Below are 12,956 nucleotides of genomic sequence, written 5' to 3'. Positions count from 1 at the left end.
TTTTTATTTAAGCGTTTTTTAATTCTTCAATATCAGCAACCGTTTTTGCTAATGGATTTCCTAGAATCTGGCTCCCTTCTTTTGTAATCAAGATATCTTCCTCCACTCGGATTCCCCCGAAATTTTTAAACTTTTCAACCTCCTCATAATTCACAAAATCGGTGTATTTACCTTGTGCTTTCCATGCATCAATCAAAAACGGATTAAAATAAATACCAGGTTCTACTGTAATTACAAAATTTTCTTTCAATGCTTTCCCTAAACGTAAAGACTTCAAACCAAACTCGGTACTTTTTTTAAGAGTATCGGTATATCCAACATAAGGCTCCCCAAGATTTTCCATATCATGAACATCAAGCCCCATCATATGTCCTAACCCACATTGAAAAAACAACGTATGTGCTCCTTTCGCAACAGCTTCTTCTACATTTCCTTTCATCAATCCCATTCCCTTTAACCCTTCAACTAATTTAGTAGCTGCCAATAGATGTACATCTCTAAAAAGAATACCTGGCTTTAAAGCATCTATAGCAGAGTTATGAGCATTAAGAACAATAGTATAAACCTCTTTTTGAAGAGTCGTAAAACGCTCTGAAGCGGGGAAAGTACGAGTCATATCTCCAGCATATCCCATGCCTGTTTCTGCCCCACAATCGCAAAGCACCAAATCTCCTTCTTTGATCAAATTCTCCGTGGCATGGTTATGTAAATATTGCCCGTTTGTTGTAAGAATAATTGGAAAAGAAATATTCCCTCCGCCACCAATAGCAATAGCTTGAAGATCTCCAGCAATTTGCTTCTCTGTTTTTCCTGCATTTCCATTTTTAATTGCGTAGGTATGCATTTCTGCAGTAATATTTACCGCTTTTGTAATCTCTTGAACTTCTTCAGTTATTTTAATTTCTCGCTGCGCTACAATTGCTTTCGTTAATGCTACAGAAAAAGCCCCTGCAACTTCTTGCACAGGAACATCCAATAATTCACTTAACTGAATAGTGGTTTCCGAACGATAAGGAGGCAAGTAATGAACTTTTGCCTGTTGCTTTCCATTTTTAATGTAGTTTGCAAGTTCGCTAAGTGGTTTTACCTTTTTTATTCCAGCTTTAGCAGCCAACTCTTCAAGTGGAGTTGTTGCTCCAATCCAAACAATCTCCTCTGGAGTTGGATTATTACCAAAAAGTATTTCTTCATCTTTTTCAACATCTATTACAAAATATACATCTGGAATATTAACTCCTGTATAATATAAAAAAGTACTGTCCTGACGGAAAGGGTACCAATTGTCTTTACAATTCATTCCCATTTCCCCATTCCCTGGAAATAACAGTATTCCACTTTTTAAAGTTGACTTTAAATGATTTCTACGAGCTATATATATTTCTTTGGTAAACATGCTTGAAGTTTTTATGAATTTAATTTAACAAATTTGAAGATAATACTGCATTATAGCAACATTTTAGCACGTTAAGGTTAATATAATACCATTAACAGCTAATATTTGCAGAAAAATCTTCTTGTCTTAAAAGAAAAAAGCCACTTATCTAATTGACAAGTGACTTTTATAATTATGATACTCTTTCTGTATTTACTTACTTAATTCTGTAAAATATTTATAGAAATAAGGAATTGTTTCAATTCCTTTAAGGTAATTCCACACCCCATAATGTTCATTAGGAGAATGTATAGCATCGCTATTGAGTCCGAATCCCATTAAAATAGTTTTGCTTTTCAGCTCTTTTTCAAAAAGAGAAACGATAGGAATACTTCCACCACTACGCTGAGGAATTGGCGTTTTTCCAAACGTTTCCTCGTATGCTTTGCTTGCAGCTTGATACCCTAAACTATCTATTGGAGTTACATATGGATACCCTCCATGATGTGGTTTTACCAAAACCTTTACTCCTTTTGGAGCAAGACTCTCAAAATAAGCTTGAAACAGTTCGGTAATTTCTTTCCAATCTTGATCTGGCACCAAACGCATTGAAATTTTAGCATAAGCTTTACTCGCAATTACTGTTTTAGCACCTTCGCCAATATAACCACCCCAAATTCCATTAACATCTAAAGTTGGTCTAATACTTCCACGCTCGTTGGTACTGTATCCTTTTTCTCCATAGACATCTTCAATAGCCAATGCATCCTTATAATTATCTAAAGAAAAAGGAGCTTTAGCCATTTCAGAGCGTTCTTCTACAGAAAGCTCAGCTACTTTATCATAAAAACCTGGCACAGTAATATGGTTATTTTCATCGTGTAAAGCCGCAATCATTTTAGTAAGTACATTTATAGGATTTGCAACAGCTCCACCATATAAACCACTATGTAAATCTCTGTTTGGCCCTGTAACTTCTACCTCCACATAGCTTAACCCACGTAGCCCCGTAGTAACCGACGGCACATCTTTGGCAATCATCCCTGTATCAGAAATTAAAATTACGTCATTTGAAAGTTTCTCTCTATTATTTTTAACAAACCATTCCAAACTTTCTGAGCCTACTTCTTCCTCTCCTTCAATCATAAACTTAACATTACAAGGAAGATTTCCAGTTTGCGTCATAAACTCCAATGCCTTTACATGCATATACATTTGCCCTTTATCATCGCAAGCTCCACGGGCAAAAATCGCCCCTTCTGGATGAATTTCTGTCTTTTTAATTACAGGTTCAAAAGGAGGAGAATTCCATAAATCTAATGGATCTGGTGGCTGCACATCATAATGTCCATATACCAAAACCGTTGGGAGTGTTTTATCTATAATTTTTTCTCCAAAAACAATTGGATATCCTGGAGTTTCGCAAACCTCTACATGCTCACATCCTGCCTTATCTAACGCTTCTTTTACAGCTTCTGCTGTATTAAGAACATCTTGAGAAAATGCAGGGTCTGCACTTACAGAAGGTAACTTTAATAATTCGATGAGTTCTGCAATAAATCGATCTTTATTTGTATCGATATATGACTTTATATTTTCCATGAAGTATTTTGTTGTGAACTCAAATGTACAAAAAAAGAACTTTTTTTAATTATAAAGTTTGATTATTGAAAAATTGAACTATATTTGCACCCACAAAATCACAACGCGGGTGTGGTGGAATTGGTAGACACGCTAGACTTAGGAGTTAACCAAATAGAGGTTCTTAAAATATTGTTAAAACGCGGGCGTGGTGGAATTGGTAGACACGTCAGACTTAGGATCTGATGCCGCGAGGTGTGGGAGTTCGAGTCTCCCCGCCCGTACAAAAGTCGAAGAGAAATCTTCGGCTTTTTTTTGTTAAAATAGGGGTGATTTCTTGGTTGTTTTTTTGCTCGGGTACAACATAGGTACAACATTTTGCCATTTTTGAGGTTAAAATATAATTTGATAACAATTGAGATTAAAAAATATTGCAGGAGTTAATTACAATAGTATTTCCATTAATTTTATATTCACTCTGTCCCAAAAATGGAATGAATTTAGGACGGCAAATCTTCCATCCCTGCAATGTTGGATGATTATGCCTTCGTCATTTCCGCATTTATCGATTTGTATCAGGCCACTTTTGATGAACAATGGTTAAATAAAGCAGAACTTCTAACGGATTATACCATCAATCACTTTTTTGATGCAAATTCGGGTATGTTCTATTACACGCATAATGAACAATCCAATTTGATTTCCCGTAAAATGGAAATTTCGGATAATGTGATACCGGCTTCTAATTCAGAGATGGCTAAAAATCTATTGTTTCTTGGCAACTATTTATGCAATGAAGATTACATTGATAAATCAAGACAAATGGTAGTGAATGTACAAGGAGAAATTTATAAAACCCCACATTTTTATTCGAATTGGGGCATCGTAGAATCCTATTTCATCCACCCTCCTTATGAGGTGACCATTCTTGGCAATGATCATGAAAAGATAAGAAAAGAAATGGATGCGCACTATTTGCCCCAAGTACTTTTTATGGGAGGTAAAGAAGAAGGGAATCTTGAACTATTGCAAAACAAACTGGTAGAATGGCAAACAACTATTTATGTGTGTCAGGATAAGATGTGTAAGTTGCCCGTAACAGAGGTTGCTAAGGCATTAAAACAGTTAAATTCAAACTGAAGAAGATGTTATTTTACTAGTCATAAAAGTTGTTGACATAAGAGATAAGTCGAATTCTAACGATTGCTACATTTCCAAAAAAAACTGGTTCGGTAAGGTTATTTCTTTTTTATAAAAAGCCTTCAATCAAAGACAAATTTTAGATCAGGTCATCTACAATGGCCCCCCCTAGGGCATTTTTCTTGACCTATGCGATACCGTTTTCCATGGCACTGAAAGAAGAGTACATCTCACTGGTCCCGACAACTTGACCGTTGGAGGCCTTTAGGCGGAACCTGAATTCTCCGCCCCTGTCCTTGTAAATATCAAATTTTTGCATAAATATTGGTATTATGATTGACACTGAAAAGATACGAAAAAAAACAGGATCAGAGCTGCACCTTTATTGACCCGTTTCGGAACACCACTTCGGCATCCACTGTAATAGGGTTTCTGGTCCGTCTTGAGTAATAGATGTCATCCTCGTAATAGTAATCGTCATTGTGGTAAAAGGCATGGTTACAGGTATGGCATTCTTTCAAATGCTCCAATTCCCGTTTTCTTAGTTCCCTGTAATATTCCCTTTCATGTTTTGCCAGCTCACGATAGTTTTCATATTCCTTTTTTTGCATTTCCCTATGGTGTTCCGCTATCTTTTTATCGTGCTCCCGCTGCCGTTCCATTTCCTTTTTATGGTATTCTTTTCTGTGTTTCCACTCGTCCTTGTTTTTGTGCTGGGCAAAGACCTGTCCGGCCATTAAGAGTATGATCGATATAAATAATACTTTGGTTTTCATGATCGTTGATTTTTAATTTTTTTAATTAAAACAAAAGCTGTGCCAAAGAAAATAGCAAAACAACTTTTAATATGTAATTAATTGACTTTTAGTTTTGCGAAATTTAGATTATATTTCAGCCCATTCCCCTGCCTGCCCGTTCCAAAGGCGGGCATTCCGCTGCTCTACATTCCAGAAAAATGCGCTTCGTGGAAAAAGACCTTGGACACAACTTCAAAGATTCCGATTTCCATTCCTCTTACCCACTTCTTCCCAAGAAAATTCGGGGAGCGGACAAATGCTACTTCGGCTCTCTACAGGCATTTCCAATCTCCATCTTTAAAGTCAAGTCCGCTTTAACCATACTTCCAAAAGAATAAGTAGTATGTGGTAATATTCATACAATATTCCCGAAAGATAAACGTCCCAAATGTTTCTGGGACAAAGGAAAGCCACTCCTTTCTTGCTACCTGCTTGGTCGGCCGGCAGGTTTATTCCGTTTCCTTTCCGCTCCAAAATTTTGTCTTCCGTTTGAACGGTACTGCAAATATTGTTTAACTTAAAATTCAATTGTCATGTATTTAAACAAATTACAGCAGGACAAGGTATTGGTGCAAGTCCCATGTGAAACTTTATGGGAACTCACCCAAATGAAACCCCGAAAAGGGCTTGAAAATACTATTGTCTCCAATGGAAAGATTGTCAACGTCTTGTCCAAGAGCTACGAGCATATCCCAATAAATTTTTCCTCAAAAAGGCAGAGCAAATGCTCATTAATGCGTATAATACCAAACTATATAGGTACGGGAATGTTTCCCGTCGAAAATAGCACAAAACTTTCGGGAATTTGAAGGTTATTTTTTATTCCTTTTGTTTTGTATTTCCGGTTTGGTCAAGTGCCTGTTTAAGGCTTTTGGCCAGTTTTTCGGCAGGACCCACTCCCCAGTAGTGCAAAAAATAGATCTGAGGTTCTTCGTGCACCATGTGATTGTGGACCGCCACGACTTCAATACCGTTTTCCACCAGGGCTTTGATCACGGGGGCTACTTCGTTAGCCAACATGGTAAAATCTCCTGCTACGGCGGCTTTTTCCTGTGTACCCTGCCAACTCGCCCAGGTATTGAAACCCATAAATGTACTAACGGGAGCCCCGTGTTCGCGCAAATCCACATCTGGACGGCCTATGGTAATTTTATACACTCCACGGTTCATTTTACCACTATGACCGAGTATTTCAGCGATCTTTTCAGTATCCAGAGTATTTTTAACCTCGATTTTGGGACCATCCACCGGATTGTCTCCCCTGACTTCTTGTACTTTGTCCAAAACAGCTTTAGCTTTGGCGGCCAATATGGCTCCATCTCCCATGCCCCCTATATGCATGTACATCACATTGGGACGGTTTCTTACGAAGTGGTTATGGATGGCTGTGATCGTGAGCCCTTGCCGGATTACCTCTTGCTGTACCGGCCAAAGGTCGGTTTCTGTAACCACTATGTCCCCCATCAGCATAGCCCCTTCTTTTGCAGGGGCAAAAGCAGCCCAGCTTCCCAATCCCATTGGGGGGATGATCTGAAAACCATCAACGATAATCTCCAAATCGTTTTGCGGTATCGTCACCTTATACTCCCCATTATTTTCTGTTCCTTTTAGGCCGTCAAGGGCACTTTCAATGGCCGGAATATCCAGGGAGTCAAGAACCACTTCCTTAGCAGTATGTTGTACCGTTTGTGGGTGGAGCTCCGGTTCTTTCTTTTGGTCTTGTCTGGTATTACAGGAAGAAAGCAATATACAGACAGTTATTATCCCTGTTATGAATTTTTTGATTAGCATAATTGTTATTTTTAATGTTAAATATTTACTCATTGAATTTCTCGATTTCAAAATCATCAAAGTAGGTTACGGCATCCGCTTTTGTCCAGAAACCAACTTTACCGGTACTGACAAAAGTGGTGTCCTGTACGGTAAAAAGTTTTTTGTCATCTAGATAAACAGTAAACAAATCTTCTTTCACTACCAATTTCATCGTATGCCAGCTATTGCCCAAGGGTGATACATCCGTTCCGTAGGTTCTTCCTTTGCCTACTAGGGGCAAATCGGTGCGTTTGCCGTTTTCTACCTTGTACAGTACCATATTGTCTTCAAGCGGATTGGCTCGGACTACATAGTAGTTGTTTTTGTCCGTAAACCGCCATACAAAACCACCACCCTGATCGTGATTCCCGGTTATTCCTTTAAAACGGGCTGTAAGTACCATATCTTTTGCCGTGATATTATTGTTCACTACAACATTAAAGTGATTGTTCGGGTTGTCACTGTACAACTGTGCCAGTACTTTATTTCCGTTATCGTCTACAATTTTCCACTCGGTATCTCCCGAACCGGTATGGTACTCAGACCATTCGCTGGGCAATTCACCAGCAGTGTAATTTTCAAAATCAAACGTGGTTTTTTCTGCCGGATCCACAGTATCCGGAAATTGTGTCCGGGCAGATATTTCTTCTATTTGCGCATCGGAATGCTTCGCTTTTGAATCCTTACAGGCCATAACGGTGAAAACCGATGTTATAACCAATATTAAAATGTGTGTTTTAGTTTTCATGACTTTTAAAATTTTAAAAATGATTTTACATAATTGGATGTTGAGTTGCAGATTTCTTCTTTAGTTCCTGCTGCTTCTATTTTCCCCGCATTCATAACAAGGATGTGATCACCGGTATGAAATGCTTCTTTGTGGTCATGGGTTACATAAAGCATGGCAAATAACTGTTGCTTTTGGACCGTTTTCAGATGCCCCAGTATATCTTCTTTTAAATGGGTATCAATATTGGCCAATGGCTCATCCATAAGGAGTACTTGCGGCTGTAATACCAGCGAACGGGCTATGGCCACCATTTGTTTCTGGCCTCCTGAAAGCTGATGGGGATATTTCTGGGCTTTATCGCTTATACCGAACAAATCCAGTATGTCTGACACTTTCTCTTTAATGTTCCGTTCTCTTTTTTCCTTTAAACCGAAGGCGATATTGTCATACACCGTAAAGTGTGGCCAAAGGGACAGGTCTTGAAAAACAAAACCAATATTGCGCTTATGGGGCGGGACAGCGATCTCCCCGTTTTTGCTTACCGTTGCCCCATCTATTTTCACGATCCCGCTCACCGGGGTTTCCAAACCTGAGATCAACCGTAATACTGTGGTTTTACCACAACCCGATGGGCCCAGTAGACAGGTTGTTTTTCCCTGTACAAAAGAAAAGGAGAAGTCCTTTAAGACCTCTTTATCCCCATAATGATGTGTTATATGTTCCAAAGTGATCTCAGGCATATTGATATTTTTTAAACACCCATTTTCCGATAATAAAAAACAACAGGATCAATAACATTGTCAGCCCCATGTTTATAAGGGTCATACTGCTGGTCAATGCCTGTGGCGCGTTGGCACTAATGGTAAATGTCTTAACGGGCATGAGTTCCATACCGGGCGGATATACCATGACCGTGGCCCCCAATTCCCCCAGGCATAAAATAAAGGAGAGCACAAATGCCGTGAACAAAGACGGGATCATTAAAGGCAGGAGTATCTTTAAAAATATTCTTTTGGAAGGAATGCCTATTACAGAAGCGGCCTCTCCCAGGGAAACAGGGATCTGCTTAATATTATTGCCGATGATCCTGGAGGTGATAAAACCAAATTTCCCCACATAGATAATGAGTAAGATAAGCGAAGTCCCATAAATAAAGTTCAGAAGAGGGAGGTTATAATACCGGATCAACGCAATGCCCAACACTGTCGATGGAACAATGAAGGTCAATAAAAGCAATACATTGGGGAATTGATGTGCCCTGCGTTCTTTCTCGTAAGCGACCCATAATCCTATAACCGTGGTCAGTAACGCACCGGCCACAGCAAGTTTGACAGATTGTACAGCAGCAGGCCAGACCAGTTCCCATGCCCTGGCAAAGAACAATGTTTTTCCGGTCAGGGACTGCACGGTCAGTATGAACACCGGAATCAGTAATACTACAATAAGTAATAACCAGAAGATGCCATGCCACAGCATTTGCCGTTTTTGTACATTGTATTTTTTTGAGACGCTTCCCTTTGTCGATACAGAAAAGAAAGGGGCATCCGACAAATAACGGTGTTCTGTCAGCATAAGTAAAAGGCAAACCAGCAGAAGTAAAACGGATTGACCGATAGCCATCGGAAAGTCATATAAGGCGGAAAACTGTGTGAAAATTTCTGTAGTAAAGGTACGCACACCAAAAAAAGCAGGAACTGAAAAATCACTCAGACTGAATATCAGAATAAGCAGAAAAGAGGTGGTCAAGGCCGGACGGATCAGGGGAAAAATGATCTTTAAGACCATTCTCCGGACTGAAACGACCATCAAGCCCGCTTCTTCATAACCGGCATGAACCTGTGATAGCGCACTTCCGGTAATGAGCATAGCCAGGGGAAAAAAGACAAAAGCGTGGACTGTGATCACACCGGCTTCGGAATATACCGCTGCCGAATTTCCCAAAAGCCAAAAGAGCCCGTCTTTCCAGGCCACGGCAAAAATATAGGGAGAAATGAGCAAGGGCAGTAACAAGGCCAGTTTGTAAAATCCGCTGTATGGAATTTTAAGTTTATACAGTAGAAATCCGCAAATGGTCCCGATACACGTAGCCAGTAATGCTGCTGTAAAAGACATCCAAAGGCTCTTGCCGATCAACAACAAGGTTTTCTGATCCGTGAAAGAGAGCAGAACGGTTCTGTCCGTATCGGTAAGCCATTGGAACAGCAACAGCATAAGTGGTAATACCAGTACTATAAACAATAGCGACAGGGGAACAATCCGTATGATATGGGTGCTTACTCTTCGGTCCATATTTTCAGCCAGGGTTGTATTTCTTCCAGTTTATCGGAGGTCTTTTGATAATCTACTTTCATGGGTTGGATATCATCTAAAGAAGGAACATCATCGGGGACTTCCGTCCCCTGGATCAAAGGTATTTGTGCGCAGGATATTGCCAGTTTGGCTTCGGTCTCCCGGCTCAACAAATAATCGATGAGTTTCTTTCCGTTTTCAGCATGCGGAGCATTTTTGATAAAGCTAACCGCATTGGGCATGATCAGGGTGCCGATGCCGCCATTTTGTTGATCGAGGAAAATATAATCTACGTCGTCAGTTTCTTTTTTGGCTTCGAAGGCATCATCGGTATCCGTGAGCCCAAAGGCCAGCTCCCCGTTCATCACTCGTTTTTTAACATCTCCGTTGCTGGCTGCTATTACCACTCCATTTGTCTTGAGACCGTTCATCCATGCTTTGCCCTTCTCATCTCCCAGGGCAGTATATATAGCAGCCATATGAAAGGTAGTAGTCCCAAACAATGGGTTGGCAATGGCAAATTTCCCTTTGAAACGGGACTTTGTAAAATCAAAAACTGAGTTGGGTAGAGAATCGGGGGCGATCAGGTTTTTGTTATAGATCAATACCCGTGCGCGGGCCGAAAAGCCGATCCACTGATTATCCGGTTCTTTAAAATAATCCGGGATTTGCCCGGTTTGCGCTGATTGGTATGGTTCGGTAATATCCTTGGATTGCAAAACCCCGTTGCGTATTGGGTCGCCGCTCCAAAAGACATCGCATTGAGGATTGTCTTTTTCAGCAATCAACCGGTTCATTACCCCGGTGGATTTAGTTTCCTCCGTATCATATACGGCTTTTACCCTAATTCCTGTTTCCCGTTCAAAATCTTTCAGGACAGGTTCCGAGAAAACCTGGTCCACGGATGTGTATACCGTTACTTCCTCTGCCGAAGGTTTACATGCGGCAAATATGACCATAAGGCCAACCCATAGATATTTCATAGTTTTCATGTGTTTAAAATTTTGTCCATACCTTAAGGGTGTATCTTAATCATCCTACTGTGTGTCTGTTCATCTCAGGCATGGCCTGTTTTTATATTACAAATCTCCATATCAGTTTCCCTAAAATAGTGGTCCGTTCCAATTTCCATGTACCCCCGGAAGTATCATAAGCCTGGTTGACGATAAAAAAGAAATCGGCCCCGATAATGGGGATCCATTGCAGGCGAAAATTAAGCAACGCTTCTTTATCCTCGCTGTTCCATTGGGTAAACAATGCCCCGAACAAGTTGGGATTTACGGCATACTCGAAACGGCTCCCCACCAGACTGGTATCAAAATGGCCTTGCGGAAGGTTTATCCAGTTTTTTTCGTAGTTGGCCCCGATTTTAAAATAGCGGTTGGCCCTCCATGAAAGTTCGTATTGACTTTCAGTACTCTTCCCGGTCAAAAAATCACCCCAGTTTATTTTGGTATAAGTCGACCAGATGCGTCCTTCAAAAGTTGCTGCCTGGATCTCCATACGGTTGTACCAGTATTCGCCTTCGGGTATGGTGATGCCTTCTGCAATTTCAAAAGGCTCTCTAAGGCCTTCTGCTCTTCTTTGCAGGTTAAATTCAAAAAACTCCCCGCTGCGGGTTTCAAATCCCAGGGGCCTGACCTCATAAGAGAAACTTTGTAAATCCTTGGTATCGTCAAAGATATAATAGTTGATATCCAGCCCTTTAAAGCTGAACTGGCGTATCCATTTCAGAAAGCTTTTGGGCCTGGGTTTCCACTCCAGTTCTGTATAAAACTCCTGAAAGTTGTCCCTGCGCAGGAACCCCACTTCCGGATTGAAAGCAGCGGCACTTCGCTGCCAGGCCATATCGAACTCCACCTTGTCGTTGGGATAACTCAAGTAGATGCGGTGTGCATTGGCTTTGCTGTCGAAGTCGTCCGAATCGTAATTCTGAGTAAAGGCAGCTCCCACATTTAGGTTTTTGTCTCCGAAAAGCCGGGAGGTGCTATACAACCCGTAAGCCCCGGTAGTACTGTGCAACTGGCCGTTCTCATATTTGTTGGCCGAAAGGATGCCTACGGAAGACTGTTCCAATACATCCTGCCGCCAGCTCAGTACGGAATAATTGGTCGATGGAATGCTATCGCGCCTTGCGGTTTGGATGGACATCATCCCTAAAGTTGCATTTTTGACCTTGCCCAACAGCCTTGCCCCGGCAATAATGGGTACTGTGGAACGGTCTTCTGCTAATCCTATCCTCCGGCTGTAAAAGGGGATGATCTGATCTCCCATGCCCATATCAAAAAAATCCTGCCCTTCCAGAAAAAATTCCCTGCGTTCTGAAAAAAACAGGGGGAAACGTGTCAGGTTGATCTGTTGCTGGTCGGCCTCTATTTGGGCGAAATCCATATTAAAGGACAGGTTCATACGCAGGGTCGGTGTGATAAGATAGTTGATATCACCGCCAATATCCCATTGCCCCTCTTTTTGGCCCGGGGTAAACTCTCCCCCGCCTATGGTATAGGGTTTTACTTCGATAAAATCCTTACTGCTGATTCTGTCCAGGCCTGCAAGTGTTCCAGCCCGGTTCAGCAGTTCCAGTTCCGAATCGCGGGACCAGCCTTGCCAGAGCAGTTGTTCCCGTTTCCTGCGGATGTTGCGTTCAAAATTGATGCCCCACAGCTGTTTATCTATATCGGTCCGGAATTTTAAGGTAGAAAAAGGGATTTCTATTTCGGCAAACCAGCCTTTGTCGGTAATTGTGGTCCTGGCATCCCACACCCCGTTCCAGAATTCATTTTCGGATTCCCCGTTATTGATCACCTGTACATCGGCCCTGGCACCATTGGGGTTGATCACAAAAAGAAATCCGTTACGGTCGTCGTTGTAGGTATCTATGATCACTTCAAAATTGTCTTCCAGATCAAAGTCAAAGTCGCGCTTCATTTCCCGGGCGACCAGTTTATCCGGGGCACTGTCGTATCCCCAAAAACCAATATAGAGGGTTTTAGCGGTGTAAACGATGGCTACTTCCGTTCGTTCCGTAGGAGGTTCCCCGACATTCAACTCCCGCTGGGTGAAATTACGGATAGGCACCGCCTGCTGCCAGGCCCGTTCCTCCAGCTTTCCATCCAGGTGTATGGTATCTTGTGTATAATACGCGTAAATGGTGTCCGGTTGGCTGGTCTGGGCTGTTGCATTAGATGCGATGATCAAAGTGTTTATGCTAAACAGCAGCCTTTTCATCAGTGCT

The 12,956-nt window shown here is 41.3% G+C and carries 11 protein-coding genes and 1 tRNA gene; 2 read left to right on the top strand and 10 right to left on the bottom strand.

The genetic code is table 11. The annotated features are described in order from the left end of the window. Positions 1-7 precede the first annotated feature (7 nt). On the bottom strand, positions 8-1,393 hold the full coding sequence (locus AC13CQ_RS07105; RefSeq protein ID WP_008610742.1) for an aminopeptidase P family protein: 1,386 nt from the start codon (positions 1,391-1,393) through the stop codon (positions 8-10). A 192-nt stretch (positions 1,394-1,585) separates the two neighbouring features. After that, on the bottom strand, positions 1,586-2,974 hold the full coding sequence (locus AC13CQ_RS07100) for a dipeptidase (RefSeq protein WP_008610743.1): 1,389 nt from the start codon (positions 2,972-2,974) through the stop codon (positions 1,586-1,588). 181 nt (positions 2,975-3,155) lie between these two features. Here AC13CQ_RS07100 and AC13CQ_RS07095 point away from each other — a divergent pair. Both AC13CQ_RS07095 and AC13CQ_RS07090 read left to right on the top strand, forming a co-directional pair. Next, positions 3,156-3,237, top strand: a tRNA-Leu gene (locus AC13CQ_RS07095). Between the two features lie 244 nt (positions 3,238-3,481). Then, complete coding sequence (locus AC13CQ_RS07090) at positions 3,482-4,093, top strand: YyaL domain-containing protein (protein ID WP_337899823.1); 612 nt, start codon at positions 3,482-3,484, stop codon at positions 4,091-4,093. Positions 4,094-4,280: 187 nt separating this feature from the next. On the opposite strand, the gene AC13CQ_RS07085 is transcribed toward AC13CQ_RS07090, so the two are convergent. The 8 genes from AC13CQ_RS07085 to AC13CQ_RS07050 form a co-directional block, all read right to left on the bottom strand. Beyond that, positions 4,281-4,412 (bottom strand): YegP family protein, encoded by a 132-nt coding sequence (locus tag AC13CQ_RS07085; RefSeq protein ID WP_117019446.1) that lies wholly within the window; start codon positions 4,410-4,412, stop codon positions 4,281-4,283. Positions 4,413-4,461: 49 nt separating this feature from the next. Continuing rightward, the gene (locus AC13CQ_RS07080) at positions 4,462-4,869 is read right to left on the bottom strand and encodes a hypothetical protein (protein ID WP_117019445.1); all 408 of its coding nucleotides are present in this window, start codon (positions 4,867-4,869) and stop codon (positions 4,462-4,464) included. Positions 4,870-5,709: 840 nt separating this feature from the next. After that, a complete protein-coding gene (locus AC13CQ_RS07075) occupies positions 5,710-6,714 on the bottom strand; it encodes a DUF1259 domain-containing protein (RefSeq protein ID WP_337899825.1) in 1,005 nt (334 codons plus the stop codon). After that, entirely contained in the window at positions 6,707-7,450 is a 744-nt protein-coding gene (locus AC13CQ_RS07070) for a hypothetical protein (RefSeq protein WP_337899826.1), read from the bottom strand. The genes AC13CQ_RS07075 and AC13CQ_RS07070 overlap by 8 nt, the downstream gene beginning before the upstream one ends. Before the next feature lie 5 nt (positions 7,451-7,455). Then, positions 7,456-8,172 carry an ABC transporter ATP-binding protein gene (locus AC13CQ_RS07065; protein ID WP_117019441.1) on the bottom strand — a complete coding sequence of 239 codons (717 nt, stop codon included), beginning with the start codon at positions 8,170-8,172 and terminating at the stop codon, positions 7,456-7,458. Next, on the bottom strand, positions 8,165-9,721 hold the full coding sequence (locus AC13CQ_RS07060; RefSeq protein ID WP_117019440.1) for an ABC transporter permease: 1,557 nt from the start codon (positions 9,719-9,721) through the stop codon (positions 8,165-8,167). Before AC13CQ_RS07060 ends, AC13CQ_RS07065 begins: the two co-directional genes overlap by 8 nt. Then, positions 9,706-10,713: an extracellular solute-binding protein gene (locus AC13CQ_RS07055; RefSeq protein ID WP_220377740.1), complete on the bottom strand. Its 1,008-nt coding sequence runs from the start codon at positions 10,711-10,713 to the stop codon at positions 9,706-9,708. The genes AC13CQ_RS07060 and AC13CQ_RS07055 overlap by 16 nt, the downstream gene beginning before the upstream one ends. Positions 10,714-10,795: 82 nt before the next feature. Beyond that, positions 10,796-12,949 carry a DUF5916 domain-containing protein gene (locus AC13CQ_RS07050; protein WP_117019863.1) on the bottom strand — a complete coding sequence of 718 codons (2,154 nt, stop codon included), beginning with the start codon at positions 12,947-12,949 and terminating at the stop codon, positions 10,796-10,798. Positions 12,950-12,956 lie beyond the last annotated feature (7 nt).

The organism is Galbibacter sp. L-19, from assembly GCF_056857615.1.
Note: the sequence above shows the minus strand (reverse complement) of the source record. Positions and strands in the feature narration are given on the sequence as shown.

Excerpts from the sequence above, each read along its gene's own strand:
- AC13CQ_RS07105 (WP_008610742.1), bottom strand. The coding sequence starts at position 1,393 with ATGTTTACCAAAGAAATATATATAGCTCGTAGAAATCATTTAAAGTCA.
- AC13CQ_RS07100 (WP_008610743.1), bottom strand. The coding sequence starts at position 2,974 with ATGGAAAATATAAAGTCATATATCGATACAAATAAAGATCGATTTATT.
- AC13CQ_RS07090 (WP_337899823.1), top strand. The coding sequence starts at position 3,482 with ATGTTGGATGATTATGCCTTCGTCATTTCCGCATTTATCGATTTGTAT.
- AC13CQ_RS07085 (WP_117019446.1), bottom strand. The coding sequence starts at position 4,412 with ATGCAAAAATTTGATATTTACAAGGACAGGGGCGGAGAATTCAGGTTC.
- AC13CQ_RS07080 (WP_117019445.1), bottom strand. The coding sequence starts at position 4,869 with ATGAAAACCAAAGTATTATTTATATCGATCATACTCTTAATGGCCGGA.
- AC13CQ_RS07075 (WP_337899825.1), bottom strand. The coding sequence starts at position 6,714 with ATGAGTAAATATTTAACATTAAAAATAACAATTATGCTAATCAAAAAA.
- AC13CQ_RS07070 (WP_337899826.1), bottom strand. The coding sequence starts at position 7,450 with ATGAAAACTAAAACACACATTTTAATATTGGTTATAACATCGGTTTTC.
- AC13CQ_RS07065 (WP_117019441.1), bottom strand. The coding sequence starts at position 8,172 with ATGCCTGAGATCACTTTGGAACATATAACACATCATTATGGGGATAAA.
- AC13CQ_RS07060 (WP_117019440.1), bottom strand. The coding sequence starts at position 9,721 with ATGGACCGAAGAGTAAGCACCCATATCATACGGATTGTTCCCCTGTCG.
- AC13CQ_RS07055 (WP_220377740.1), bottom strand. The coding sequence starts at position 10,713 with ATGAAAACTATGAAATATCTATGGGTTGGCCTTATGGTCATATTTGCC.
- AC13CQ_RS07050 (WP_117019863.1), bottom strand. The coding sequence starts at position 12,949 with ATGAAAAGGCTGCTGTTTAGCATAAACACTTTGATCATCGCATCTAAT.